General features: G+C 65.1%; 28 protein-coding genes and 1 pseudogene. 9 read left to right on the plus strand and 20 right to left on the minus strand.

The annotated features are described in order from the left end of the window. Together LQT98_RS00375 and hemL are read right to left on the minus strand one after the other, a co-directional pair. Nucleotides 1–819 (minus strand): annotated as a pseudogene (locus LQT98_RS00375) (DEAD/DEAH box helicase); the annotation flags it as partial. A 40-nt stretch (nucleotides 820–859) separates the two neighbouring features. Beyond that, nucleotides 860–2137: a glutamate-1-semialdehyde 2,1-aminomutase gene (gene hemL / locus LQT98_RS00380; protein WP_231460732.1), complete on the minus strand. Its 1278-nt coding sequence runs from the start codon at nucleotides 2135–2137 to the stop codon at nucleotides 860–862. A gap of 156 nt (nucleotides 2138–2293) precedes the next feature. Between hemL and LQT98_RS00385 the strand changes: the two genes are divergently transcribed. After that, nucleotides 2294–2887 (plus strand): DJ-1/PfpI family protein, encoded by a 594-nt coding sequence (locus tag LQT98_RS00385; RefSeq protein WP_231460733.1) that lies wholly within the window; start codon nucleotides 2294–2296, stop codon nucleotides 2885–2887. A gap of 45 nt (nucleotides 2888–2932) precedes the next feature. On the opposite strand, the gene LQT98_RS00390 is transcribed toward LQT98_RS00385, so the two are convergent. The 6 genes from LQT98_RS00390 to LQT98_RS00415 form a co-directional block, all read right to left on the minus strand. Continuing rightward, nucleotides 2933–3394 (minus strand): CYTH domain-containing protein, encoded by a 462-nt coding sequence (locus LQT98_RS00390; RefSeq protein WP_048409006.1) that lies wholly within the window; start codon nucleotides 3392–3394, stop codon nucleotides 2933–2935. Nucleotides 3395–3449: 55 nt separating this feature from the next. Continuing rightward, the gene (locus LQT98_RS00395) at nucleotides 3450–3920 is read right to left on the minus strand and encodes a hypothetical protein (protein ID WP_048409005.1); all 471 of its coding nucleotides are present in this window, start codon (nucleotides 3918–3920) and stop codon (nucleotides 3450–3452) included. Nucleotides 3921–3933: 13 nt separating this feature from the next. Then, complete coding sequence (locus LQT98_RS00400) at nucleotides 3934–4350, minus strand: CopD family protein (protein WP_107802058.1); 417 nt, start codon at nucleotides 4348–4350, stop codon at nucleotides 3934–3936. Between the two features lie 73 nt (nucleotides 4351–4423). After that, the gene (locus LQT98_RS00405) at nucleotides 4424–4780 is read right to left on the minus strand and encodes an MmcQ/YjbR family DNA-binding protein (protein WP_231460734.1); all 357 of its coding nucleotides are present in this window, start codon (nucleotides 4778–4780) and stop codon (nucleotides 4424–4426) included. A 2-nt stretch (nucleotides 4781–4782) separates the two neighbouring features. Beyond that, nucleotides 4783–5601, minus strand: a complete 819-nt coding sequence (locus tag LQT98_RS00410; RefSeq protein WP_231460735.1) for a M48 family metallopeptidase — start codon at nucleotides 5599–5601, stop codon at nucleotides 4783–4785. Between the two features lie 67 nt (nucleotides 5602–5668). After that, entirely contained in the window at nucleotides 5669–5833 is a 165-nt protein-coding gene (locus LQT98_RS00415; RefSeq protein WP_039756174.1) for a rubredoxin, read from the minus strand. A 108-nt stretch (nucleotides 5834–5941) separates the two neighbouring features. Between LQT98_RS00415 and thiD the strand changes: the two genes are divergently transcribed. Continuing rightward, nucleotides 5942–6784: a bifunctional hydroxymethylpyrimidine kinase/phosphomethylpyrimidine kinase gene (gene thiD, locus LQT98_RS00420; RefSeq protein ID WP_231460736.1), complete on the plus strand. Its 843-nt coding sequence runs from the start codon at nucleotides 5942–5944 to the stop codon at nucleotides 6782–6784. Further along, nucleotides 6768–7394 (plus strand): thiamine phosphate synthase, encoded by a 627-nt coding sequence (thiE, locus tag LQT98_RS00425; RefSeq protein ID WP_231460737.1) that lies wholly within the window; start codon nucleotides 6768–6770, stop codon nucleotides 7392–7394. Before thiD ends, thiE begins: the two co-directional genes overlap by 17 nt. Nucleotides 7395–7439: 45 nt before the next feature. Here thiE and LQT98_RS00430 read toward each other — a convergent pair whose 3' ends face one another. Further along, the gene (locus tag LQT98_RS00430; RefSeq protein WP_048409001.1) at nucleotides 7440–7724 is read right to left on the minus strand and encodes a hypothetical protein; all 285 of its coding nucleotides are present in this window, start codon (nucleotides 7722–7724) and stop codon (nucleotides 7440–7442) included. A gap of 478 nt (nucleotides 7725–8202) precedes the next feature. After that, a complete protein-coding gene (locus tag LQT98_RS00435) occupies nucleotides 8203–9000 on the minus strand; it encodes a hypothetical protein (RefSeq protein WP_048409000.1) in 798 nt (265 codons plus the stop codon). A gap of 236 nt (nucleotides 9001–9236) precedes the next feature. On the opposite strand from LQT98_RS00435, the gene LQT98_RS00440 reads away from it, so the two are divergent. Beyond that, complete coding sequence (locus LQT98_RS00440) at nucleotides 9237–9608, plus strand: cupin domain-containing protein (protein ID WP_231460738.1); 372 nt, start codon at nucleotides 9237–9239, stop codon at nucleotides 9606–9608. Here the strand turns inward: LQT98_RS00440 and LQT98_RS00445 are convergent. The 9 genes from LQT98_RS00445 to LQT98_RS00485 form a co-directional block, all read right to left on the minus strand. Further along, nucleotides 9562–10416, minus strand: coding sequence for an amidohydrolase family protein (locus tag LQT98_RS00445; protein ID WP_231460739.1), 855 nt, complete (start codon nucleotides 10414–10416; stop codon nucleotides 9562–9564). The genes LQT98_RS00440 and LQT98_RS00445 overlap by 47 nt on opposite strands. Before the next feature lie 10 nt (nucleotides 10417–10426). Then, on the minus strand, nucleotides 10427–10681 hold the full coding sequence (locus LQT98_RS00450; RefSeq protein ID WP_048408997.1) for a hypothetical protein: 255 nt from the start codon (nucleotides 10679–10681) through the stop codon (nucleotides 10427–10429). Between the two features lie 40 nt (nucleotides 10682–10721). After that, nucleotides 10722–11990 carry an MFS transporter gene (locus LQT98_RS00455; RefSeq protein WP_048408996.1) on the minus strand — a complete coding sequence of 423 codons (1269 nt, stop codon included), beginning with the start codon at nucleotides 11988–11990 and terminating at the stop codon, nucleotides 10722–10724. 75 nt (nucleotides 11991–12065) lie between these two features. Then, complete coding sequence (locus LQT98_RS00460; protein WP_197081406.1) at nucleotides 12066–12800, minus strand: GntR family transcriptional regulator; 735 nt, start codon at nucleotides 12798–12800, stop codon at nucleotides 12066–12068. A 470-nt stretch (nucleotides 12801–13270) separates the two neighbouring features. Then, on the minus strand, nucleotides 13271–15292 hold the full coding sequence (locus LQT98_RS00465; RefSeq protein ID WP_048409026.1) for an NADPH-dependent 2,4-dienoyl-CoA reductase: 2022 nt from the start codon (nucleotides 15290–15292) through the stop codon (nucleotides 13271–13273). A gap of 230 nt (nucleotides 15293–15522) precedes the next feature. Continuing rightward, nucleotides 15523–16305, minus strand: coding sequence for an outer membrane protein OmpK (locus tag LQT98_RS00470; RefSeq protein WP_048408994.1), 783 nt, complete (start codon nucleotides 16303–16305; stop codon nucleotides 15523–15525). Nucleotides 16306–16496: 191 nt separating this feature from the next. Further along, nucleotides 16497–16829: an MGMT family protein gene (locus LQT98_RS00475; protein ID WP_048408993.1), complete on the minus strand. Its 333-nt coding sequence runs from the start codon at nucleotides 16827–16829 to the stop codon at nucleotides 16497–16499. Nucleotides 16830–16835: 6 nt separating this feature from the next. Continuing rightward, on the minus strand, nucleotides 16836–17486 hold the full coding sequence (locus LQT98_RS00480) for an MBL fold metallo-hydrolase (protein WP_269325873.1): 651 nt from the start codon (nucleotides 17484–17486) through the stop codon (nucleotides 16836–16838). Between the two features lie 228 nt (nucleotides 17487–17714). Further along, nucleotides 17715–19697, minus strand: coding sequence for a methyl-accepting chemotaxis protein (locus tag LQT98_RS00485; protein WP_231460740.1), 1983 nt, complete (start codon nucleotides 19695–19697; stop codon nucleotides 17715–17717). A 203-nt stretch (nucleotides 19698–19900) separates the two neighbouring features. Here LQT98_RS00485 and LQT98_RS00490 point away from each other — a divergent pair, with 203 nt between their 5' ends. Beyond that, a complete protein-coding gene (locus tag LQT98_RS00490; RefSeq protein WP_231460741.1) occupies nucleotides 19901–20707 on the plus strand; it encodes a nucleotidyltransferase domain-containing protein in 807 nt (268 codons plus the stop codon). 96 nt (nucleotides 20708–20803) lie between these two features. Here the strand turns inward: LQT98_RS00490 and LQT98_RS00495 are convergent, their stop codons facing one another. Beyond that, on the minus strand, nucleotides 20804–21253 hold the full coding sequence (locus LQT98_RS00495) for a hypothetical protein (protein ID WP_231460742.1): 450 nt from the start codon (nucleotides 21251–21253) through the stop codon (nucleotides 20804–20806). 373 nt (nucleotides 21254–21626) lie between these two features. On the opposite strand from LQT98_RS00495, the gene LQT98_RS00500 reads away from it, so the two are divergent. The 4 genes from LQT98_RS00500 to LQT98_RS00515 are packed head-to-tail and all read left to right on the plus strand — an operon-like array spanning nucleotide 21627 to nucleotide 24762. Continuing rightward, the gene (locus tag LQT98_RS00500) at nucleotides 21627–22010 is read left to right on the plus strand and encodes a GPW/gp25 family protein (protein ID WP_231460743.1); all 384 of its coding nucleotides are present in this window, start codon (nucleotides 21627–21629) and stop codon (nucleotides 22008–22010) included. Next, entirely contained in the window at nucleotides 22007–22741 is a 735-nt protein-coding gene (locus tag LQT98_RS00505) for a phage tail protein I (protein WP_231460744.1), read from the plus strand. Before LQT98_RS00500 ends, LQT98_RS00505 begins: the two co-directional genes overlap by 4 nt. Nucleotides 22742–22771: 30 nt before the next feature. Next, nucleotides 22772–24193 (plus strand): phage tail protein, encoded by a 1422-nt coding sequence (locus LQT98_RS00510; RefSeq protein ID WP_231460745.1) that lies wholly within the window; start codon nucleotides 22772–22774, stop codon nucleotides 24191–24193. Further along, nucleotides 24190–24762 (plus strand): hypothetical protein, encoded by a 573-nt coding sequence (locus LQT98_RS00515; RefSeq protein WP_231460746.1) that lies wholly within the window; start codon nucleotides 24190–24192, stop codon nucleotides 24760–24762. Before LQT98_RS00510 ends, LQT98_RS00515 begins: the two co-directional genes overlap by 4 nt. Nucleotides 24763–24832 lie beyond the last annotated feature (70 nt).

The following is a 24832-nucleotide window of genomic DNA, read 5'->3' on the forward strand; positions in this document are numbered from 1 at the left end:
GGCGTGGACCTGGCGCTGACGGGCGCGTTCGGCGGCGAGGTCGCGCTTGAGCTGCAGCGCGACGCCGTCCACGCTCACCACCAGTCCGGGCGCGCCGCGTCCGGGCGCGTACAGCGCGCTGGCCGGGTGCGGACGCACTTTCAGCTGCAGCCGCAAGCCGGTCTCGTCCAGCCGCAGCAGCGCGCGCAGAACGGCGTCGGCCGGCTGGCTGGGCAGGCTGTCGTCGAAGCTGGCGCTGACGTCGTGCAAGGGCAGTTCCGGCGCGATGTCGCGGATGGCGTCCAGCACTTTCTTGCGGGCGTGCCAGGGCAGGCTCAGGCTGTGGCCAAGCAGGGCGGCGATCTGGCGCACTTCCTCGTCCAGCCGGTAGACCGCGAGCCGGTCCGGCGCCAGCTTGCGCCACAGCACGCCGGCGCAGGCGGCGATGCCGGGCGGGCTTAGCCGCAGGGAGATCTGTTCGCCCTGGCGCTCGAGTTCCAGCGCCACTTGGCCGGCTTCCACCCGCAGCGGCTGTTCCGGCGCGTCGGCCCAATACAGCGCCGGGTGGCCGACCAGCAGCGGCAGCGCGGCTAGCGCGTCCAGCGCCGCGTGCCCGTCGGCGGCGATGTCGGCCTGCAAGGCGGCCAGCGCGCGCAGGATCAGCCGGTCCTGGCCGCTGAGCCAGTCCAGTTGCTCTTGTTCCGCCAGCAGCCTGGCCAGCGGCAGGCGCCGGCCGCGGCCATGGCCGTCGGGACCTCGCGTTTGCTCGCAGGGCTGCAGTTCGACGCCGGAGGCTTCGATGCGCAGCCGCCAGGCCAGGCGGGTGGCAGGGATGTGCATGCGGGAAGGCGCCGCCGCATCGAAGCGGCGGCGTTCAGGCTTAGACGCGGCTCAGCGCGCGGGCGGCGGCGGCCAGGGTCTGCTCGATGAGGTCGTCGCTGTGGGCGCTGGAGACGAAACCGGCTTCGTAGGCGGACGGCGCCAGGTAGACGCCTTCGTCCAGCATCGCGTGGAAGAAGCGCTTGAAGCGTTCGATGTCGCAGCGGGTGGCTTCGGCGTAGGACTTGGGCGCGTGCTCGCTGAAGTAGAAGCCGAACATGCCGCCCACGCTGTCGCTGCTCATGGTCACGCCGGCCGCGCGCGCGGCGTCGGCCAGGCCCTGGGCCAGGCGCGCGGTGCGGCGGCCCAGCTCTGCGTGGAAGCCCGGCTGCTGGATCAGCTTGAGGGTGGCGAGGCCGGCGGCCACCGACAGCGGATTGCCGGACAGGGTGCCGGCCTGGTAGACGTTGCCCAGCGGCGCGATGCAGGCCATGATGTCGGCGCGGCCGCCAAAGGCCGCCAGCGGCATGCCGCCGCCCACCACCTTGCCCAGCGTGGTCAGGTCCGGCTTGATGCCGTGCAGGCCCTGGGCGCAGTTCAGCGCCACGCGGAAGCCGGTCATCACTTCGTCGTAGATCAGCACCGCGCCGTGTTGCTCGGTCAGGCTGCGCAGCGCCTGGACGAACTCGGCCGAGGGCTGGATCAAGTTCATATTGCCGGCGATCGGTTCCAGGATCACGCAGGCGATCTGGTCGCCGATTTCGCGGAAGGTCTTGTCCAGCTGTTCGACGTCGTTGTACTGCAGCACCAGGGTGTGCTTGGTGCAGTCGGCCGGCACGCCGCCGGAGGACGGGTTGCCGAAGGTGAGCAGGCCGGAGCCGGCCTTGACCAGCAGGCTGTCGGAGTGGCCGTGGTAGCAGCCTTCGAATTTGACGATGAGGTCGCGGCCGGTGAAACCGCGCGCCAGGCGGATCGCCGACATGGTGGCCTCGGTGCCGGAGGAGACCAGGCGCACTTGCTCGACCGAGGGCAGCAGCTTGCGGATTTCCTCGGCGATCAGCACTTCGCCCTCGGTGGGCGCGCCGAAGGACAGGCCGCCGACGGCCGCTTCCTGCACCGCGCGCACCACGTCCGGGTGGGCATGGCCGACGATGGCCGGGCCCCAGGAACCTACGTAGTCCAGATACTGTTTGTCGTCGGCGTCCCAGAAGTAGGCGCCTTCGGCGCGCTTGACGAAGCGCGGCGTGCCGCCGACCTGGCCGAAGGCGCGCACCGGCGAGTTGACGCCGCCGGGGATGGATTTCTTGCCACGTTCAAACAGTTCCAGATTGCGGGACATGTGCGTTTCCTTGTCGGGCGGCCGCGGCCGCGGGTGTGTTCGGATTGGGCGCGGGCGCTGGACCCGCCATTGGCCGCTATTTTAACCGAGGCTGGTGTGGGTGGGCTATGAGTGATATATGCTTTTGACCATGTCATTTTCGATAGAGAACGCGTCATGAAAAAAGCCGTATTTTTCTTATTGGATGAGTACGCCGAGTGGGAAAGCGCTTTTCTGGCCAGCCGGCTGGCGATGAGCAAGCAGTGGTCGGTGGCCACGGCCTCCTTGGAGCGGGGCGTGTGCAAATCCATGGGCGGTTTTACAACGGTTGTTGACTACTCTCTGATGGATATTCCCGGCGATACCGCGCTGTTGGTTTTAGTCGGCGGCAACGGCTGGGGCCTGGACAGCCCTGAGTTGAGGGAGAGGGTTGCCGCTTGCTTGGCAACAGGGGGTGTCGTGGCGGCAATTTGCGGGGCGGTGGATTTTTTGGCGCGAAATGGCTTGTTGAATGATTATCGCCACACCGGCAATGCCCAGCATTTGTGGGCGGAATATCCGGAATATCGCCATCACGCAGGCTTTATCGCAGCGCAAACGGTGCGGGATAGAAACCTGATCACGGCGAATGGAACCGCGGCCATGGAGTTTTCGGAAAGCGTATTAAAATCTGTGCACGCGGGTGATGCGGCGGGAATAGAGATGGAGCATAGGCTATTCAGAATGGGCTACCATGATTACGTTCTGCAATATGGCAACCCATTCGCATAGCGCTGATCCAAGCTGGAAGTAGCCTATAGCGGCAGACCGGCAAGACTACCAGCGGCTATAAGGGTTCTTGGACAGATAGGCGTTGGTGTAGCGGCCGTCCTCGGTGACTTCCGCGCCTATCCATTCCGGCTTGTCGAAGGGGGTGCTTTCATCCGGCAGTTCGATTTCTGCCAAGACCAGGCCGGCGTTTTCGCCGAAGAATTCGTCCACTTCCCAGATGAAGCCTCCATGCTCGATGCGGTGGCGCAGCTTGTCCACCACCATCGGGCACATCGCTCCCATGATGGTTTGCGCGTCGGCCAGCGGCACCGGGTATTCGAACTCGTGGCGGCTGACGTTGCTGATATTGCTTTTCAGCGTCAGCCAGGCTTGGTCGCCGACCACGCGCACGCGCACGGTGCGCTCCTTTTCCACCGATAGATAACCCTGGCGGTATTGCACGCCGGGGGCCAGGCCGCGCCAGGCGTCGCCGATGACGACGAAGCGGCGTTCGATTTCCACTGCCATTTCTTGCTCCTGAGAGCCTGTTCAATGCCGACACGCGGCGGCGATTGAACCGGTTCTAATGGGCGATCTGTTCGCCCTTGGGTTTGCCACAGGCTTCCGCGCGCGGCGAAATCTGCAGATACAGCGATAGGCTGCTTTGTTGGGACACCACGCCGCTGGCCTGGCCGTAAGGCGTGGCGCGCTGCGGCCAGCTGCCCACCAGTTCCGGCTGCGCGCCGATCAGGGTCTGGGCGCTGATCATGCGCTTGCCATCCTGGTCGCTCCAGCTGGCGCTGGCGCTCAGCAGCGGCTTGGCCTGGGCGCGCACCGCGGCGACGTTGCCGCCGATGCTGAGCAGGGCGTCGCCCACTTCGCGCTGGCCGGAGAAGGCGCCCTTGGCGTCCACGCACATCGGCAGCCGCAGCAGTTCGGCGCCGTCGCGGCGCAGCGTGGCCACCACTTCCGGCGGCAGCGCCGGCTTGGGCGGCAGCGGGGTGGCGGCCCAGGCGGGCAGACAGCCCAGCCACAATGCAATCCATTTGCGCATGCGATCCATCTCCTCAGAACGGTTTGACCACCACCAGAATCACCACCGCCAGCAATACCAGCACCGGCAGTTCGTTGAACACGCGGAACCAGGTATGGCTGCGGCGGTTGGTTTTGGCGGCGAAGTCGCGGTAGAGCTTGCCGCAGCAGCCGTGGTAGCCGACCAAGAGCAGCACCAGGGTCAGCTTGGCGTGCAGCCAGCCGCCGCCGATGCCGAAGCCCAGCCACAGGCCAAGACCGGTGGCCAGCGCCAGCGCGGCCAGCGGGGTCATGAAGCGGTAGAGCTTGCGCGCCATCAGCAGCAGGCGCTGGTATTCGGCGTCCTGTTCCGCCAGCGCCAGGTTCACGTAGAGGCGCGGCAGGTAGAACAGCCCGGCGAACCAGGACACCACGAAGAAGATGTGGAAGGCTTTCAGATAAAGGTAGCTCACGATGTCCTTGTCGTTGCGGAGGGTCTGTCCATGGGTGTCGGCGCCGGGCGGCGCCGGGCCTGGCCGGCGGTGTTCACGCCGACGCCTCGTAGCGTTGCCTGAGCGCCTTGGGCAGCTTGGCCAGCACCAGGCGCCGCGCGTCGGCGAGGCCGACGTGCAGCTGTTCCAGGCTCAGCGCCTCCAGCGACGACACTTCTATCCAGCGCGCCCGCGCCAGATACGGCGCCGGTCGCACGCCGGGCAGGCCGCTGAGGACGAGAAAATCGTCGGCGGCCACCTTGTACATCACCGTGTCGTCGTGGAACAGCGCGAACATCTTGCTTTCCAGGCTGAGCACGCGCCGGGTTTCCCACTTGATGTCGAACTGGGCGCCCGGCAAGGCGCGGGCCTGGGCCAGCAGCGCGTCCACGTCCTCTTTGCTCAAGCCCATGCTCAGCCTTTCTTCGCCGCCTGGTACAGCGGCATCACTTGCGGGATGCGCTGCTGCAGGTCGCGGATGCGGGTGGGGCCGGACGGATGGGTGGACAGGAATTCCACGCCGCCGCCATTGCCGGCCGCCTGCATCTTGTTCCACACATTGACCGCGGCGTTGGGGTCGTAGCCGGCGCGCGCCATCAGTTCCAGGCCCATGATGTCGGCCTCGGATTCCATGGTGCGGCTATTGGGCTTGGACAGCGCCACATCGGTGACCATGGCGGCCATGTCCATCTGGTTCTGCTTGAGACCGGCCACCGCGCCCACCAGCGACAGGCCGACTTGCTGGGCGTAAGCCTGGCTCATGCCCTCGCGCGAGTGTTCGCGCAGCGCGTGCGAGATTTCATGGCCGATGACGGCGGCCAGTTCGGCGTCGCTCAGCTTGAGCTTGGTGATCAGGCCGGAGTAGACCATGATCTTGCCGCCGGCCATCGCATAGGCATTGGGTTCGTCATTGCGCATCACATTGACTTCCCAGCGCCATTTGGCGGCGTCGGGACGGAATACCGGCGCCTGGGCGATCAGGCGCTGGGATATCCGGCGCACCCGCGCCGTCATCGCCGCGTCGGTATTGAGCTGGCCGCCGGCGCGCGCCTTGCCCAGCTGCTGGGCATAGGATTTGGCCGACATCTGCTCCACTTCCTGGCTGGACAGCAGCATGGTCTGACCGCGGCTGACGCCGACGGCGCCGCCCTGGGTGGTGTTGACCTGGGCACAGCCGGCCAGGGTGGTTGCGGCCAGCAGGGCGGCCAGGGTTTGACTCCAGAAACTTTTCATTGCGGTATGGCCTCGTGGCCGCTTGTCGGCGGCGCGGCGGAGCATCCCGGCGGGCGTTGGCGCCGGCTCAGATTTCCACCATTTCGAAATCGTCTTTGCGCGCGTCGCAATCCGGGCAAGTCCAGTTGGGCGGAATGTCTTCCCACTTGGTGCCCGGCGGGATACCATCCTCCGGACGGCCGGCTTCCTCGTCGTAGATAAAGCCGCAGATCAGACACATCCAAGTACGCATCGCATCACCTTGTGATCGAGTAAAACAGTTATTCTAAGAGTGGTCCGCGACACTGACAATGCGCCTGCCGGCCGCTCCGCCCATATACAGAACGAAGAGGTTTCCGTCTTGACCACTCAGCCCACTCCTCCCGTGGTCCTTACCCTGGCGGGCTCGGACCCTTCCGGCGGCGCCGGCATCCAGGCCGACATTCTGACGCTGGCCAGCCTGGGATGCCATCCTTTGTCGGTGATCACCGCGATTACGGTGCAGGATACCGTCGGCATCAATGACTTTATGGTGCTGGACGCGGACTGGGTCAATGACCAGGCGCGTTTTCTGATGGAAGACATTCCGGTCACCGCTTTCAAGATCGGCATGCTGGGCAGCGTGGAGAACGTGGCGGTGGTGGCGCAGCTGATCGCGGACTACCCGGACATCCCGGTGGTGCTGGATCCGGTGCTGGCCAGCGGCGGCGGCCACGAGTTGGCCGACGAGGACCTGATCGCCGCGATGCGCGACATGCTGATTCCGCAGGTGTCCATCCTGACGCCCAACAGCATAGAAGCGCGGCGCATCGCCAGCAACGACGCCGACGAGGACGAGGATCTGACGCTGGAGCAGTGCGCGCAGCGCATCCTGGCGCTGGGCTGCCCGCACCTGCTGATCACCGGCACCCACGAAAACACCAAGGAAGTGGTCAACCAGCTGTACGGTCCCGGCGGCCTGGTGCGCTCCGACGCCTGGGAGCGTCTGCCGGGCAGCTACCACGGCTCCGGCTGCACGCTGGCCTCGGCCATCGCCGGCATGCTGGCCACCGGCCTGTTGCTGCCGGAGGCGGTGCGCGAGGCGCAGGAGTACACCTATCAATCCCTGATCAACGGTTTCCGTCCCGGCATGGGCCAGTTCCTGCCCGACCGCATGTTCTGGGCGCGCGGCGACGAGGACGAAGACGATGCCGCCCAGGCTTGAGGGCTTGTACGCGGTCACGCCGGACACCGTGGACAGCGTGAGCTTGCTGAGCCAGGTGGCGGCGGTGGCGCCGCACATCGACATCCTGCAATACCGCAACAAGAGCGAGGACGCGGCGCTGCGGCTGGAACAGGCGCGGGCGCTGGCCGATCTGTGTCGGCGTCATGGCGTGCTCTTCATCGTCAACGACGATGTGGAGCTGGCGGTGCAGACGGGCGCCGATGGCGTGCACTTGGGGCGCGATGACGCGGCGCTGAGCGCGGCGCGGCGGCGGCTGGGCGCGGCGGCGGTGATAGGCGCTTCTTGTTACGACAGCCTGGAGCGGGCGCGGCGCGCGGTGGAAGCCGGCGCCAGCTATATCGCCTTCGGCGCGGTGTTTCCATCCGCCACCAAGCCGCAAGCGGCGCAGGCGCCGCTGAGCCTGTTCGCCGCCGCGCGGGCGCTGGGCGCGCCCATGGTGGCGATAGGCGGCATAGACGCCGGCAATGCCGGCCAGGTGTTGCGGGCGGGGGCGGATGCGCTGGCGGTGATCGGCGGCCTGTTCGCGCGGCCCGATCCCGCCGCCGCCGCGCGCGAACTGGCCGAGGCTTGCCGCCGGGCCGGCCGCTGAAAACAAAACCGCCGCGCTGGGCGCGGCGGTTGGCGGAGGGAAGGCTCAGCCTGGCGCTGGGCGCGAACTGCCGGCTATCAAGGCCCTGCTCACTTCCCCTGGCTTGATGATGCCGTGTTCCACGCTGTAGGCCAGCAGCTCCAGCAGATAGTCGTGGCGGAAAATCAAGGACCCTTCCCATTCACTGCCCTGTTCGCCCTGGATGGCGGGCAGGGTGATGATCACGCGCTCGCCGTCTATCGTGTCCAGCGCGAACGCTTCCACGTTTCTGGCGATGCCGGATAAGGATCTGGCGGAAGGCTTGCCATAATTCAAGGCGCGTATGCTCATTGCTGACTCCTGTCGCATCGTGGTTTCTCTTTGGCCCGCGTTGATCTTGAAATGGCCCCGCGCTTGCCGCGGACGCCGGCTTGGCGCCGTTGGCCGCTGCGCGGAGGCCTGATACCTCGTCGCGTTTTCTGACCGCGCCAATCTGTTGTCGGCGTCGGTGTTGGGTGCAGCTGAAGTTTTGATTTAGACCCGCTAACAAAACCCCTGATCCTGCGTTGCGCTTCCTTGTCGTGCTACGGGTACTGCCTGCGTCGGCGCGCCTTGGCTCAGGTTCTCTGCGAGGTGTTGTTAGCGGCTCTTAGTCGCTGTCGGGCGCCGCGCGTGCATGGCGGCATGTCGGCGGGGGATGGCAGTCCGTCCGCGCGGCAGGCTGTCCCGCGCGGGCGTTGCCCGCGCAGCCTACCGCTTCAGGCTCAGAGCATAGTCTTTTTATGCTTTTTGAGTAACTCCAGGAAAATGGAGAATCGCCGGGAAGGCGTCATAGCTGCTTGGAACCGATCAGGCGGCTGAACAGCGAGGCCGGCATTTTGCGATGCATGCCGGCGGCGATCAGCGCGTCGCAGAGCTCGGCACGGCGTTGCGACGGCAGCCCCAGCTTTTCACAGATATAGTTCTTGCTCTTGATGATGGAGTCCGCCACCCGGGTTTTGGGCTTGGGCCGGTATTTATTCATGAAATCGGCGATTTGCTTGAAATCCCAATTCAATAGCAGCAGGAAACTCACTTCCTGTTCGTATTCGGTCAGTTCCACGTCTTGCAGTTTGAATTTGCCTTGCACCTGTTCAATGCTGCAGCCGGAGCCGAACTCCAGAATGTAATTGGGCATCAGGCTGATGAAGTTGGCGACTTCGATTTCATGGGCGTAATAGACGGTGCCGAGGATGGCGCGCGTAGGCTCGTGCCGGAGCAGATGCTTGGAAAACACCCGTGCCTTGAGACCGTCGCCGTATTCATGCACGTTGAGGATGGATGCTTTGGCGTTGGGGTCGCCGCCGCGCATCAGCGCCAGGTCTTCCTGCACATAGCAATCGGCGAACTGGGCGGTGCCTTCGCAGGGCATTTCCTTGTCCAGGCGGTCGATGACATCGGCGCCGCGCGCGAGCGCCACGATCCTGGCGTAGGCGTCGCTGGCCACCAGATGGCGCGAGTTGACGTCCTTGGCGCCGACTATCATGTCGGTTTGACCGGAGAGCTGGAAGATGGACTCGCGGAACTTCGACACAAATTCGCTTTGCTCCTCGGAGAAATGTTCAGGGGATACGAGTTGGTAGTCCATAGGTGCCGCCAGAGGGTAGTGGTTTGTCATGTCGGTGCTGGGCACTTATAGGTTTTTTGTTCCGATAATGTCAATGCGAAGGGCTGTTTGGAATTGATTAACTGTACTAAAGGATGGAGCCGGCAAAATGGGCGAGGGATTGGCGACTTAGCGAATAGGCTATAGGCTTCGCATCTTTTTGTTTATTTGGCGCGCGAATTTTTTCGCTCGATAGTACTGTTTAATTTAGGAATGTAATGAACGTAATTGATTGGAAATCGGAGCTGGACCAAGGCATATACGACGGCAGTGTCGGCATCAAGATTGTTAAATTGGCCGGCGACGCCGGTTTTAGCACTTATTTGACCGAAATCGCGCCCGGCGTGGCGATCAACGGCCATTACCATTGTCATGGCGACGAGCACTACCACATCGTCAGCGGCAGCGGTGAGATGAGACTGGTGGATGTGGCCACCGGCGCGGCGCGCGAGCACGCGGTGGCGGAGCAGTGTTCCTTCGTGGTGCCGGCCAACACCCAGCACCAGCTCAGCAATACCGGCGCCGCGCCGCTGGTGTTGATGTTCAGCTGTCCGGCCAGCCATCTGGCGGACGACCGCCATTTTCTGTAGCGGCCGGCGCGTCGAAACGGAACAGTTCGGCCGGGGTGTCGTGGGTGATTTGCCGGCGGCGCCCGGCGTCCGGCAGCCACTGCTCCAATAGTTCCAGCGTGCGAGCGTAGCGGATGGAGCCGAATTGGGTGTGCGGCCAATCGCTGCCCCACAGCATGCGCTCCGGGCCCAGCGCGCCGTCGAGCAGCGGCAGCGCGGCGCGGGCGATGTCCTCGCCACGGCCGGCCAGGCCGTTGCGGTAGGCGGCGGAGATCTTGACCCAGATGCGGCCGCTGGCGGCGCCGGCGTCCAGCAAGTAGCGGAAGCCGGGGTCGTCGACGCCCAGCGCCGGGTGGGGGCGGCCGAAGTGGTCGATGACCACCTTGACTCCGGCGTCCAGCAGCGGCGGCAGCAGCAAGGGCCAATCCTGCGCCGGACGGTGCACTTCCACCTGCCAGCCCAGCCTGGCGGCGCGCGCCAGGCAGCGGCGCCACGCGCGCGACCTCAGGTCCGGCAACGGTCGGCCGAACAGATTCAGCCGCAGGCCGACCACGCCGGCGGCGTCCATGTCGCGCATCGTCGCCAGCGGGCAGTCCGGCTCGATCACCGCGATGCCGCGCAAGCGGCCGGCGCCGCGGCGCAGGCCTTGCAGCAGATAGCCGTTGTCACAGCCCAGGAAGCTGGGCTGCACCAGCACGCCGCCACGAATGCCGAATTGGTCCAGTTGCGACAGATAGGCCGGCAGCGTGGCGTCGCGGTAGGGCTTGTAGCGCAGCGGGGCGGTGCCGACCAGCCGGCGCAGGAAGATGTGGGCGTGCCCGTCTATCATCGGCCTGGCATCAGCCGCAGGCCTGACAGGCGGTCGCGCCGCGATCCAGCGCCGCGTCGATGTCGGCGGCGTCCAGCACCTGGTGCTTGATGCTGTGGGTGAGCAGGGCCAGCAGATAGTCGCGCCGGAAAATCGGCGAGCCTTCCCATTCGCTGCCCTGCGTGCCCAGGATGATGGGCGAGGTGATGATGACCCGTTCGCCTTCTATGGTGTCCAGCGCGAACTCTTCGTCGCTGATGCGGTTGGCGATGTCGTTTAGTGGCATAGATGTCTCACAATGACGGTGAAAGTGCGCGACGCTCGGCTCAGGCCGACGCTTGGGCGTCGCGGGCGCGCGGCTCGCGCGAATCGACGGGCTCGTCTTGCAGCGGCTTGCCCTTGGTTTCCGGCAGGCAGAACACCGCCAGCGCCACGATGGAGTAGGCCAGCGCCGCGCTGACGCCGATGGAGGCGCCCAGTGTCCAGCCGTCGCTCAGATAGCCGACCAGCAGCGGGAAGCCGGCGGACAGGATGCGGCCGAAGTTGTAGCAGAAGCCCACACCCGCGCCGCGCATGCCGCTGGGGTAGAGTTCATTGAACAGCGCGCCCAGGCTGGACGGAATGCCGGCGGAGAAAAAGCCCAGCGGGAAGCCCAGGACCAGCATCAGTTGATTGCTCAGCGGTGCGAACACATAGATCAGCACCGTGGCCACGCAGCAGATCGAGAACAACAGCAGGTTGAGGCGGCGGCCGATGCGGTCGAGCAGATAGGCGCTGGCCATGCAGCCGCACCAGAAGGCGACGATGATCACCGCCAGGTAGCCGCTGGTGCCGAGGATGGACAGGTGGCGCTCGGTCTTGAGGAACATCGGCAGCCAGGTCATCAGCGCGGCGTAGCCGCCGTGCGCGCCGACGCCGATCAGGGAGCCGATCAAGGTCATGCGCAGCACGCTGGGCTTGAAGATGTCCAGCAGCGGCACCGCGGGCGCCGCCTGGCGCTCGCGGCGCGGCGGCTCGGGGATGTGGCGGCGGATATAGATGATGAAGAAGGCCGGCAGGATGCCGATGGCGAACATCACGCGCCAGGCGATTTCCGCCGGAAACAGCAGGAAGATCGCCGAATACAGCAGCACCGACGCGCCCCAGCCCACCGCCCAGGCGCTTTGCACCGAGGCCATCGCCTTGCCGCGGTGTTCCGGCCGGATGATTTCCGCCATCAGCACCGCGCCGGCCGCCCATTCGCCGCCGAAGCCGAAGCCCTGCAAGGCCTTGAGCACCAGCAATTGCTCATAGCTCTGGGCGAAACCGGACAGCAGGGTGAACAGCGAGAACCAGATGATGGTGATCTGCAGCGCCAGCACCCGGCCGATGCGGTCCGACACCGCGCCCATGATCCAGCCGCCCAGCGCCGAGGCAACCAGGGTGACGCTGCCTATCAGGCCGGCCTCGGCCTTGCTCAGGCTGAAGGCGGCGATCAGCGCAGGGATCGCCAGGCTGAACATCTGCACGTCCAGCGCGTCCAGCGCCCAGCCGCCGAAACAGCCCCAGAAGGTCTTGCGCTCGCCCTGCGATACCTGCTTATACCAATGCAACATGGTGCTGCCCTTTATGGTTTTTGCTTGTTGTCGATGCGCGGCGCGCGCCACTGCCATGGCGCGCGCGGCGTGGAATCAGCGGATGTCCGCCTGGTAACGGAATTTGTCGGCGCGGCCGCGCACGCTGCGCCATTCCAGCGGGCTGCCGTCATAGGCCTTGGCCAGGCGTTCCAGCACGATGGCCGGGGTGCCGGGCGTCAGTTGCAGCAGTTCGGCGTACGGCGCGGCGATGGCTTCGGCGGTCAACGATTCACGCGCCGAGGCCACTACTTGGTGACAGCAATCCTCGTACAAGGGATAGAGCAGGTCGCCGAAGCTGGGCAGCGGAATGGCCAGCAGCGCCTGGAAGCGCGTCGCCGGCAGCCAGATCGATTCCGCCAGCAGCGGTTCGCGGTCCAGGTAGCGCAGCCGGGTCAGGTGGATGGCCTGGCCGCCGGACGGCAACTGCAGGCTGTCGGCGATGGCCGGCGGCGGCGTCAGCTGTTCGCGGTGCAGAATCCTGGCTTCGGGGATGCGGTATTTGCCATCGGCGTCGTGGAAGCGGAAAAAGCGCAGCAGCGAGGACTGGAAATTGGCCGGCTTGATGAAGGTGCCCTTGCCCTGGCGGCGTTCCACCATCTCGTCGGCCACCAATTGGTCCACCGCCTTGCGGATGGTGCCGATGGAGGTGTGGAAGCGCCCGACCAGCTCGGCCTCGGTGGGAATCGCCTCGCCGGGTTTCCAGACTCGGTTGGCGATGTCGCGCGCCAGCGCGTCGCGGACTTGCTGGTACAGGGGCAGACGCAGATCCGCCTGACGCATGTCAGTCATATGGTCATATATATGAATTAAAGCAATGGGCGCAACGATGACAAATAAGTGTGCAATGAACAAGAGCTAAAACGTTTTATCAGGGTAAATCTGTCCTAAAGGACTGTGTTTTTGGCATGGAAGCAACGCCTTGGCTTGCGAGGCCGTCGGGAGGGCATGGAGATGGAGAGGCGGAGGAAGCGCCGTACCTGGAAAGGCGGCTGGTAGAGGACGTGGCTCTGGAGATCGGCCTGAACGCGTGGCGCGGCGCGTTCCCGGCCGTGGGCCAGCCATGTCTTTACGGCATGGCTGGCCGGGGAAGCAGGATCGCGAGCGGGTGGCAGGCTTTTAGAAGCTGTTCAAAATCTCGCGAGCACGAGCGAGACAGGGCGAAAACCGCTTCGAAATGCTCATGTACCACCTGTACATTCCGCTTTCTCAACGGTTTTCAACGCCGTATCGCCGAAGCACAGCAGACTATGAACAGATTCTTAGAGGGCTGCGGCGAGACGCGAGCCTTGATCTATCGCCCGCTTGGCGTCCAGCTCCGCCGCCACGTCGGCGCCGCCGATCAGATGCACCGGCTTGCCGGCGGCCTGCAACGGCGCTTGCAGTTCGCGCAGCGGGTCCTGGCCGGCGCAGATGATCACATTGTCCACCGGCAGCAGTTGGGTTTCGCCCTTCACCGTGATGTGCAGGCCGGCGTCGTCTATCTTGTCGTAGCTGACGCCGGACAGCATGCGCACCTGTTTCATCTGCAGGCTGGCGCGATGGATCCAGCCGGTGGTCTTGCCCAGGCCTTCGCCCACTTTGCTGGTCTTGCGCTGCAGCAGGTAAACCTCGCGCGGGCTGGGATGCGGCCGCGGGCCTTGCGGACTGAGGCCGCCCGGATGCTCCACCGTCATGTCCACGCCCCATTCGCGCATGAAGGCGGCGGTGTCCAGCGAGCTGGACTTGCCTTCGTGGGTCAGGAATTCCGCGGTGTCGAAGCCGATGCCGCCGGCGCCGATGATGGCGACGCGCTTGCCCACCGGTTTGCCGTGCTTGAGCACGTCCAGGTAGTTGAGCACCTTGGGATGATCGACGCCGGGAATCTGCGGGGTGCGCGGCGCGATGCCGGTGGCCAGCACCACTTCGTCGAAGCCGGCCAGGTCCGCCGCCGCCACGCGGGTGTTCAGCTTCAGTTCCACCCCGCTCAGTTCCAGCTTGCGCTTGAAATAGCGCAGGGTTTCGTAGAACTCTTCCTTGCCGGGGATGCGCTTGGCCACATTGAACTGGCCGCCGATTTCCGCCGCGGCGTCGAACAGCGTCACCTGATGGCCGCGTTCCGCCGCCACCGTGGCGCAGGCCAGGCCGGCCGGGCCGGCGCCGACGATGGCCAGCTTCTTGGCCTGGGCGGCTTGTCCGTAGTTCAGTTCGGTTTCGCGGCAGGCGCGCGGGTTGACCAGGCAGCTGGTCAGCTTGCCCTGGAAGATGTGGTCCAGACAGGCCTGGTTGCAGCCGATACAGGTGTTGATCTCGTCGCCGCGGCCGGCGGCGGCCTTGTTGACGAAGTCCGGATCGGCCAGGAAGGGGCGCGCCATCGACACCATGTCGGCGCAGCCGTCGGCCAGAATCTCCTCGGCCACTTCCGGAGTGTTGATGCGGTTGGTGGTGATCAGCGGAATCTTCACCTTGCCCATCAGCTTCTTGGTGACCCAGGCGAAGCCGCCGCGCGGCACCATGGTGGCGATGGTGGGCACCCGCGCCTCGTGCCAGCCTATGCCGGTGTTGATCAGGGTGGCGCCGGCTTTTTCGATCTCGCCGGCCAGATGCGCCACCTCGTCCCAGGAGCTGCCGTCCTGCACCAGGTCCAGCATGGACAGCCGGTAAATGATGATGAAATCGCTGCCCACCGCGGCGCGCACCGCTTTCACGGTTTCGATGGCGAAGCGGATGCGGTTTTCGAAGCTGCCGCCCCAATCGTCGTCGCGCTTATTGGTGGCGCGGGCGATGAATTGATTGATCAGATAGCCTTCCGAGCCCATCACTTCCACGCCGTCGTAGCCGGCCTGCTGTGCCAGCCGCGCGCAGCGGGCGAAGTCGGCGATGGTTTGCCACACATCGGCATCGGACAGCTCGCGCGGTTTGTAGAAGTTGATCGGCGCGATCAGCGGCGAGGCGGACACGCATTTTTCCTGGAAGCTGTAGCGGCCGGAGTGCAGGATTTGCAGCGCGATCTTGCCGCCGGCGGCATGCACCGCGTCGGTGACCAGCTTGTGGTGCGGCACCTCGGCCTCGTCGGCCAGCATGGAAGCGCCTTCGGCGACACAGCCTTCCGGGTTGGGGCCCACGCCGCCGGTGACGATCAGACCCACGCCGCCGCGGGCGCGCTCCGCGTAAAAGGCCGCCATTTTCTCGAAGCCTTGCGGCGCTTCTTCCAGGCCGGTGTGCATCGAGCCCATCAGCACGCGGTTCTTCAGCGTGGTGAAGCCCAGGTCCAGCGGGGCCAGCAGGTGCGGGTATGCCGTCATGTTTTCGTCCTCGTGTTGGTTTCTCGCGTAGCTCATTGTGGTCGCGGCGCGCATGCGGCGCCAGCGCGGCGGGCAAGTGTTTGATTGACTTGGTTTGCCTGTGTTGGCGTTGAAGATACTTACTGGTAAGTAAGGTGTCAATCGGCCTTGCGATCCAGCCAGCCGCTGACGATGACGGATATGAAAAAAGCCACCGCGAAGGGTGGCTTTGGTTTCCAGGCCCGTGGGGCTTAGAAGTTGTATTTCAGCGAGTAGATGACGGCGTTCTCGTTGCCGGCCACGCCCAGCTTGTTGACGGCGTAGCGGTATTGCAGACCAGCGGTCATGGACTTGATCGGGGTCCACCACAGGCCGATGGCGCCGTTCTGGCCGGTACGGCGTTGAGTCGTGCCGGTCGGGCTGGCCAGGGTGGTGTATTCCTTGGCGCGGTCGAATTCGGTTTCGTGCCACTGGGTCACCGAGAACGGCTGACCGAAGGCGGTGAAGTCGAAACCGGCGACATAACCGGCCATATAGCCGTTCATATTGGCGCCGACGCCGTATTTCAGTTCCTGATGCACGCCCAGGAAGGGCTTGAACCACACTTTGCCGAAGCTCAGGTCGGTGCCCAGGCCCAGCACGCGGTTCTGGTCAAAGAAGTTGTGGCCGCGGGTGTCGTAAACGTGGGTGTACAGCTTGACCGGCACGCCGCCCACTTCCGCCAGGTTGAAACGCGCAACTACTTTGGTGGTGTAACGACGATCGCCCGCCGGGATGTCCTTGTCGTTGCGGTTCCAGTTCTCCAGGTCGAAGAAGCCGTAAACATCGCCCCAGGAACGGCCGATGCCGCCTTCGGCTTCCAGGTACTGGAAGTTGCGCTTGGCGCCGAACGGGCCGGCTTGCGTGCGATCCAGGGTGCTCGGCGACCAGTTCAGCTGGTTGAAGCTGACATTGCCGAAGGAGTAATCACCGGCTTGCGCCACGGTACAGCCGCCCACCAGAGCCAGGGCCAACAGCAGATTGCGAGTTTTCATTGTTTCACCAGATTATTGTGCGTGTAGCGTGTAGTGCGCGCGGACAGACCTGTCGGCGCGGGCGCAGACTAGCTCAGAAATATTCGTTTGCAAAGTATTTACAATCGGCCTGTCGCATTTTTGTCATTTTATGTAAATGCGATGTATTTTGAGCTGTAGATATTTGGTGTGAAACATTAAATGTTGCGGAACTACAACTTTTTGCTACAAAAATGCGCGTCCGGCCAGCCATAACGCCGCAAATCCACCTTGCCGGCCGCGCTCAATTCCACGCCGTCTTCTTCCAGCAGCAGACGCTGCCAGTCGGCCTGCTCGCTGCCCGGGCGCGAGATGCGGCCGCCAGCGCCCAGCACTCGGAACCAGGGCACGCTGACGCCGTCCGGCAAATGGCTGAGCAGCCGGCCGACGTGGCGGGAATGGCGCGGATAGCCGGCCTGTTCCGCCAAGGCGCCGTAGGTGGTGACCCGGCCGGGCGGCAGCGCCAGCAATAGCGCGATCACCTTGCGTTCGAATTCGGGCGGCATCGCGGCTCAGCGATAGCGCGGGTTGGCGACGTAGGGATTGCTGTGTTTTTCCTCGCCTATGGTGGTCAAGGGGCCGTGGCCCGGCACCACCGTGGTGTCGTCCGGCAGCAGGAACAGCTTTTGCTGGATCGCGTCGATCAGCTGCTGGTGATTGCCCATGGGGAAATCGGTGCGGCCGATCGAGCCCTGGAACAGCACGTCGCCGGCGATCAGCAGCCGCGCGCCGGCGCTGTGGAACACCACATGGCCCGGGGTATGGCCGGGGCAGTGAATCACGTTCAGCGTTTCCTCGCCCACGCTGACGCTGTCGCCTTCCTCCAGCCAACGATCCGGCGTCAGCGCCTCGCTGCGCGGAAAGCCGAACATATGGCCTTGTTGCGGCAGCTGGTCCAGCCAGAAGCTTTCCGCGCGCTGCGGGCCTTCAATCTTGACGCCCAGTTGCTCCGCCAGCCGCGCGGCGCCGCCGGCGTGGTCGATATGGCCGTGGGTCAGCAGCAGTTTTTCCACCGTCAGGTTCTGGCGGGACACCCAATCGGCGATGCGTTCGATGTCGCCGCCGGCGTCCACCACCGCGGCGCGGCGGGTGGCGTCGCACCACAGGATGGAACAGTTCTGGGCAAACGGCGTGACCGGGATCACGTGGAAATGCAGGGACATGGCGCGCTCGATTCAATGGGGATGGCCGGATTGTGGCATGAGTCGGCGCCGATGAGGAGAGGCCGGCCCGGAGCTTAGAAGCTGTTTACGATCTGCTGCGCGTCGGCGGAATAGTTAGACAAGGGCATTGAAACCCGCTTCGAAATGCTCATGTACCACGAGTACATTCCGCTTTCTCAGCGGTTTTCGCCTTGTCTCGCTCTTGCTCGCGAGACTTTGAACAGGCTCTTACAGCTTGAACTTGCCGATCAGCGTATCCAGCTCCTCGCCCAGGCGCGCCAGCAAGGTGGTGGCCTGCTGCGCCTGGCTGATGGATTCGTCGGTTTGCAACAGCATGCCGTGGATGTTTTCGATGTGGCGGGCGATTTCCTGGCTGGCGCTGGATTGCTCCGAGGTGGAAGCGGCGATATCGCCCACCGATTCCACCACCTGCTGCGCATGGCCGCTGATCTGCTGGATGGACTGCGCGGAGTCCTCGGCCAGCTTCACGCCCTGGTCCACCTGGCGCAAAGCGCCGTCCATGCTGTCGGCCGCCTTGCTGGTGTCCTGCTGCATGGTCTGGATCACGCCGGAGATTTCCAGCGTGGCCTGGGCGGTGCGTTCGGCCAGCTTGCGCACTTCGTCCGCCACCACCGCGAAGCCGCGGCCCATCTCGCCGGCGCGCGCCGCTTCTATCGCCGCGTTCAAGGCCAAGAGATTGGTCTGGTCGGCGATGTCGCGGATCACCGACACGATGCCGCTGATCTGGGTAGAGCGCTGCTGCATACCGCCCAGCACCTCGGCCAGTTCGCGCACCGTCTGCGAAATGCGGCCGATCTCGCGCACGGTGGCGTCGACATTGGCCGAGGCCTCGCTGGACAGCGTGTCCGCCTCGCGCGCGCGCTGTTCCGCCACCCGCGCCGATTCCGCGATATGACTGACGCTGACCGACAACTGTTCCACGCTGGCGGCGGTGGCGTTGGCGGCCTCGGACTGGCGCGCCGAACTGCCGCGGATCTGGTCCACGTCGCCGGACAGCTGGCGCACCGAACCCAGCACGTCGCCGGCGTGGCGGCGCACGTCCAGCATCATCGCGCGCAGCGAGCCGGTGAAGGTGTTGAAGGCGCCGGCGGCCAGGCCGATCTCGTCGCGGCTTGAGATGGGCAGCGCGCGGGTCAGATCGCCGCTGCCCGAGGCCAGCTCGCTCATCGCCGACTGCAGGCGGCCCAGCGGACGCAGCAGGCGGCTGAGCGTGGCGCCCAGCAGCAGCAGGATCAAGGCCAGGATGCCCAGGCTGATCAAGGCCGATTGCCAACTGGCGGCGCGCACCGGCGCGAACGCCTCGCTCAGCGGAATGGAGATGCGTACCGCCCATGGCATGCCGGCCTCGCCGACGGTGACGGGCATGATGAAGTGACGGAAGCCGTCGTCGCTGTCGTATTCCGCCGGCTGGCCGTTCTTGATCGCCGCCTTGGCCGTCGCCGGCAGAGTGGCGTCGGCCTTGCCGTTCAGCGCCGGGTCACGGCCGGCCAATTGCATGCCGCTATTGGAATACAAGCTCATGAAGCCGCGCTGGTAGGGCTGGACCTTGGCGGCCAGCTCCTGCAGATGGCCCAGCGCGATATCGCAGCCGGCCACGCCCAGCGCCTTGCCGTTGACCAGCAGCGGAAAGGAAATGGTGCCCATCAGGATCTTGATGTCGGGATCGACATAGGGTTCGGTCAGCATCGGCTTGCCGGTCTTGCGCGGCTCGGTGTAGTAGGCGCTGTCGTCGACGCCCTCGGCGCCCCACACCACGTCGACCTTGCCGCTCTTGCGATACCAATACACCCCGCTGCGGCCGGTCTTGTCGTTGTGCTCCTTGCCGGCCAGTTCCGCGTCGCGGCCATCCAGCGCATTGGGCTCCCAGATCGCCCAATAGCCGACCGCGTCCGGATTATTGGGCAGTTGGCCCTTGACGATGTCGGACAGCAAGGCGCGGGCGTTGGGCGGCAGATTGTTCTTCACCGCCACCGCGGATTCCGCCACCACCTGGGCCGAATCGTAGGTCTTGCCCAGCAGCCGCTGCACCTGGCCGGCCTCGCTTTCCGCCAGCAACTTGGCATTGTCCAGCACCGCTTGCTCGGCGTTCTGATAACCGGCATAGATATTGACGCCGGCCAGCACGCAAAAACCGATCAGGATCAACAGGCCGGAACCGGCCAGAATCTTGCCCTTGATGGTGGTGATCATGGTTTTCCCCATCGCTTCATATATGTTCTTCCCCGGTAGCATCATTGGAAGCGGACGCCGGCTGCCTGGCCGATTATTATGGTTCTGGCCCGCCGGCGGCGCTGATCTCCGATGACATCCGCCATTTGTATTAAATAGCTTAAAAAGGGTAAAGGGAAATTTTGCAAACGATGGGAGGCGTCCTCAAGGACAAGGAGATGTCGATGCAAGAGCAGACCCGTCCGCAGGAGGCGGACGGCAAGGCGGACGCGGCGCGGCGGATGGTCCTGGCGCGGCTGGCGCGAGTGGAGGCGGAGCACGGCGTGCGCATTCTTTACGCGGCCGAAGGCGGCAGCCGCAGCTGGGGTTATGCGGCGCCGGACAGCGATTACGATGTGCGTTTCGTCTATCTGCACCCGGCACCATGGTACGAGTTCGGCGGCCAGCGCGATGTGATCGAGCTGCCGTTGGCCGACGGCCTGGACATTAGCGGCTGGGAACTGCGCAAGGCCTTGCGGCTGACCCTGGGCGGCAACGCCGCGCTGCTGGAATGGCTGGCCTCGCCGCAGGTCTACCGCCAGCATGCGGCGGCCTGCCGGGTCTTGCGGGAACTGGGGCCGGAGCACTTCGCCGGCGAGGCGGCCTATTGGCATTATCTGGCGGTGGCGCGCAAGAACTACCGCGGCCGCAAGCTGGAGCAACAACTGCGACTGAAAAAATACCTGTACGTGCTGCGGCCCTTGTTGGCGGCGCATTGGGTGAAGGCGCGGCGCAGCCCGCCGCCGTTGGCGCTGGAGGAACTGGCAGCTCAGACTCTGGGCGACGCCGGTCTGCGCGCGGAGCTGGCCGGCCTGCTGGCCTTGAAGGCCGCCGGCGCGGCGCCGGAATACGGGCCGGCCACGCCCGGCCTGCAGGATTACATCGATAGCGCGATGCAGGCCTACGAAGCGGCGGCGCGACCACGCCGCCACAGCGACTGGGCGCGGGCGGACGCTTTGCTGGAGCAAGTGCGTTTGGCTTGCGGCGCTTGAATCGGCGGCAAAGACCGTGAGGTGGTGGGCCGTGTCTGACGGCGCCACCCTCCCGACAAAAGGGAGGGGGCGCGTAGCGATACCGGCGCTGGCCCGTCAGCGATTGCGCAGGCGGATGCGGCGGAAGTGCGCCTCCAGACTGATCCGCTGGCCTAGCGCCAGATAGAGCTGATGTTGGCTATCGACATGGCGGTAGACCCGGACCCGGTCCGCGCCCAACAGCATCATGATTTCCAGATAGTTGAAGAAGCCCATCCACTGGCCGCGTCCGTCGCGGTCATCAAAATCGATGTCGCGCGCGACGCGACTGAGCAAGCCCTTGCCAACGTATTCGCGGTTGTCCTTCAGCCATTGCAATAGGTGAGCCGCGCATTCGCGGCCATAGGCGCTATCGGCGGGATAGTCCTTGCTGGGCGCGGGCATGTGCCAGTAATGCGCATAGGTGCGGCCGGGGCAAAGGCGGACAAAGGGGAGCAGGGCTTCTTGGCGTGCCAGCGAGTTCAGTTTGTAGCGGCGGCGCGGGGGAAAGGTTTGAGCGTGATGCATGGTGTTTCTCCTGCTGTGACACAAGATAAACCACCTGCCGGGGAAGGCTGAGGTATTGGGCAGGCGCGTGGCAGGATTGGCGTACCGAGCTATGAAACCGGCGAGTGCATAGCACTCTCCCACCACACGCCTGCCAAGTTGGCAGAGCCATGGGTGTACTGCTTGCATAATTTCATAGCAACGGGACGCCAATCCCGTGTGCCGCATGTGGGCGGCAACGTGAGGATTGTTGCCGACCGGGTGCGGAGGGTCAAGGCATGGAGGCAAGGCTTGCGCCACATGCGGCGGTGTCCGCGAAATTGTCCTTGTAATTCAACTGTTTCCCTAACCGGCTTTAAAAGCCCCACGACGGGCGATGCGGCATCATGTCGCTATGACCCGAATATCCGACATCTCCTCCTTGCACTGGCAGCCGGCCTTGCAGGCCCGCGATCAGGCATCCCCCGCTGACATCGTCGAGAACCTCGACGACATCCATCAGGCCATGCGCATCATCCTGGGCACGCCCAAGGGCAGCGATCCGCTGCGGCCGGAGTTTGGCAGCGATTTGTTCCGTTACCTGGACTACCCGGTGGACCGCGCCCGGCCGCACGTGGTGCGCGAGGCGGTGGAGGCGATCAGCCATCCGCTATACGGCGAGCCGCGCGTGACCGTGGCGCGGGTGCTTTACAGCGTGGGTGGCAACGGCGACGCCAGGCTCACCGTGCAGTGGCGGCTGGCCGATGGCGTGATCCGCGAAACCGAGCTGCGGCTATGAGCGGCGCCGTGGCGAAGGCGGGCGGGGTGGCGCCCAATATCCTGGCCAATGACCCGCGCTTCGGCCATCTGGCACAGCTCACTACCCGGCTGGGCGACGCCGATCTGAGCACGCTGCTGGTTTACCTGGTGGATCAGGTGGACGCCGGCTGGCTGCCGGCGCTGGCGGAGCAGTTCCATGTCGCCGGCGACGAGGGCTGGCGCCTGAGCCAGGGCGCGCGCCAGCAACGCGAACTGATCAAGCAGTCCATCCATCTGCATCGCAGCAAGGGCACGCGCTGGTCCTTGCAGCAGGTGTTGGCCACGCTGGCCTTGTCCGGCCAGATCAGCGAATGGTTCGAATACGCCGGCAAGCCCTATCACTTCAAGATCCACATCGACCTGGCCGCGCGCGGCATAGCCGCCGCCACGCTGACGGCGCTGGAGGCGATGATCAACGAATACAAGAACGCCCGTTCAGTGCTGGAGCTGCTGGCGCTGGTATTGAGCAACCGCAGCGCCGTGCCGGTGCTGGCGCTGGCCACCCAGGGCGGCGAATTGGCCACGGTCTACCCGTTCCAGCTCGAATCGTTGCAGCAGCGCGCCAGTTTGAACGCGGCGCTGGCGCTCGACAGCGTGGAGGCCGCCACAGTCTATCCGTTTCAGACCACGGCGCTGCGGCAGCAGGCGCCGGTGACGCTGGGCCTGGCGTACGCCAGCGTCGAGACGGTCACGCTTTATCCCGCAGCATGAGACCCCTTGAATCTTATCCAGGAGCAATCGATGGCCAATGAGTTTTTCACGCTTCTCACCGCCAGCGGCAAGGCCAAGCTGGCGGCGGCGCAAGCCAACGGCGCGCCGCTGCAGATCAGCCAGATGGCGGTGGGCGACGGCGACAATGGCGGGTATTACACGCCCAGCGAGAGCCAGACCGCGCTCAAGCACGAAACCTGGCGCGGCGCGCTCAACCATCTGGCGGTGGATACTAACAACCCGAACTGGGTGGTGGCGGAGGCGGTGCTGCCGGACACCGTGGGCGGTTTTTACATCCGCGAGGTGGGCTTGTTCGATAGCCGCGGCGATCTGATCGCCATCGGCAAATTTCCGGAGAGCTACAAGCCGCTGCTGGCGGCCGGCGCCAATAAGCAGCTCTATGTGCGCATGATTCTGGAGGTGTCCAATACCGCGGCGGTAACGCTGCTGGTGGATCCCAGCGTGGTGCTGGCCACGCGCTCCGCGGTGGAGCAGCGCATCGCCGAGGAGTTGGCGAAGCGGGACCTGCCCTTGGCCGCTTTGCCGCTGCCCTGCGTGGCGACGGCGGACAACCGGGCGGCGCTGACCGCGGCAGCGGTGGCGGGCCAGGGCGGCACGGTATCGGTGCCAGCCGGCATCGCCATCAGCCTGGGCCAGGACACTCAATCCGGCGGCGGCAAAACAGGGACTTTGATTACCAACGCCTGGACTAGTCCGGTATTGGCGCCCGGCAGCGAGTATTTCCTGCGCGCCCAGATCGTGTCCGGTGTCTTGACTTGCTATGTGCAGAAGGGGGCGTTGACCGACGCGACGCCGGCGTCCTTGAAGGGCGCCGCCAATGGGGCGTCCGGCGGCGGTTTTTTCTCCACGGCCTTGGATGTTTGCTTGGCCCGGGTGATCACCGGCGCGGCCGGCAGCGCCCCGGTGATACAGAAAGTGATCAATCGCGGCGCAGCCAGCTGGTCGGTGACGATGAATGGCTCCGGCACCGTTTATCTGCCGTTCGACCCCTTCATCAAGACCGGGCGGATCACCGCATCGACGATAACGCCGCATCCGACGCAGATTTCGAGCGTTAGCCATGGCAGTGGCGGCTGGACCGGAGCCGCCTATTGGCTGGGTTACCCGACAGGGGTAGGGGGGGGTACGCCCAGCATGGGTAGTTATTTGGGGTGGATTGCCGGCGCGGCCGTGATCATCACTTCCAATAACGTGGTTGGCGACGCGGTGGTATCCACTTGCACCGGCATGTTCGAGCACAGCGCCGGCAAGTCGATGTGGCAGGTCTTGCAGATGGAGCACCAAATCGGCGACGCCACTGGCGCGAACGGCGATGAGCATTTGATGGGGGAGGGCACCAAGAACCTGCTGCCCGCCGATTACGATAATGGCCTGGCCATCAGTTACAGCAACTGCGTCAATGCCTTGCTGACCTGGGAGGTGGTGCGATGAGAATTGTGGAAAACCTGCTGTCTTACGATGGCGAGCTGCGCCCGGAACAGCCTTCCGCCGATCATGTGTGGACCGGCGTGGAGTGGCGGTTTGACGCCGCCTTGCAAGCCGAACGGCTGGAGCAGCAGCGGCTGGCGCAGTGCGCGCGCCTGGATGCCGAGGCGGATGCGCAGGCCAACTGGCATGCGATTTCGCCGCCGCGCCTGGCCGAATACCAACGCGCCGCCGCCGAGGCGCAGGCGTTCAAGGACGCCGGCTACAAGGGCGAGGCGCCGCCGGCGGTGCGCTCCTGGGCCGAGGCCAAGGGCTGGGACGGCCAGCGGGCGGCGGACAGCATCCTGGCCAAGGCTGCGGCCTGCGAGCAGGCGTTGTACACCATCCGCGACGCGCGGCTGAAGGGCAAGGAAGCCGTGCGCCAGGCCGCGGACGAGGCGGCGGCGCGTGTGGCGGCCGACGAGGCGCTGTCCCGGCTGCAGCAACTGGCCGCCGGCGATTTCGCCGCCGCCGCGCCGGAGGCCGAAGCTGGCCGCGCCGGCAATTTGTTCAAGTTCTTTTCCAAACGGCTTTAAAAGCCAGGCGGTGGCTTGATGGCGGATCATGCCGCCATCCACCCCCGCTTCGACCTTCCGTGCCGGCCGC

The organism is Chromobacterium aquaticum, assembly GCF_021129195.1.
Taxonomy (GTDB): domain Bacteria; phylum Pseudomonadota; class Gammaproteobacteria; order Burkholderiales; family Chromobacteriaceae; genus Chromobacterium; species Chromobacterium aquaticum.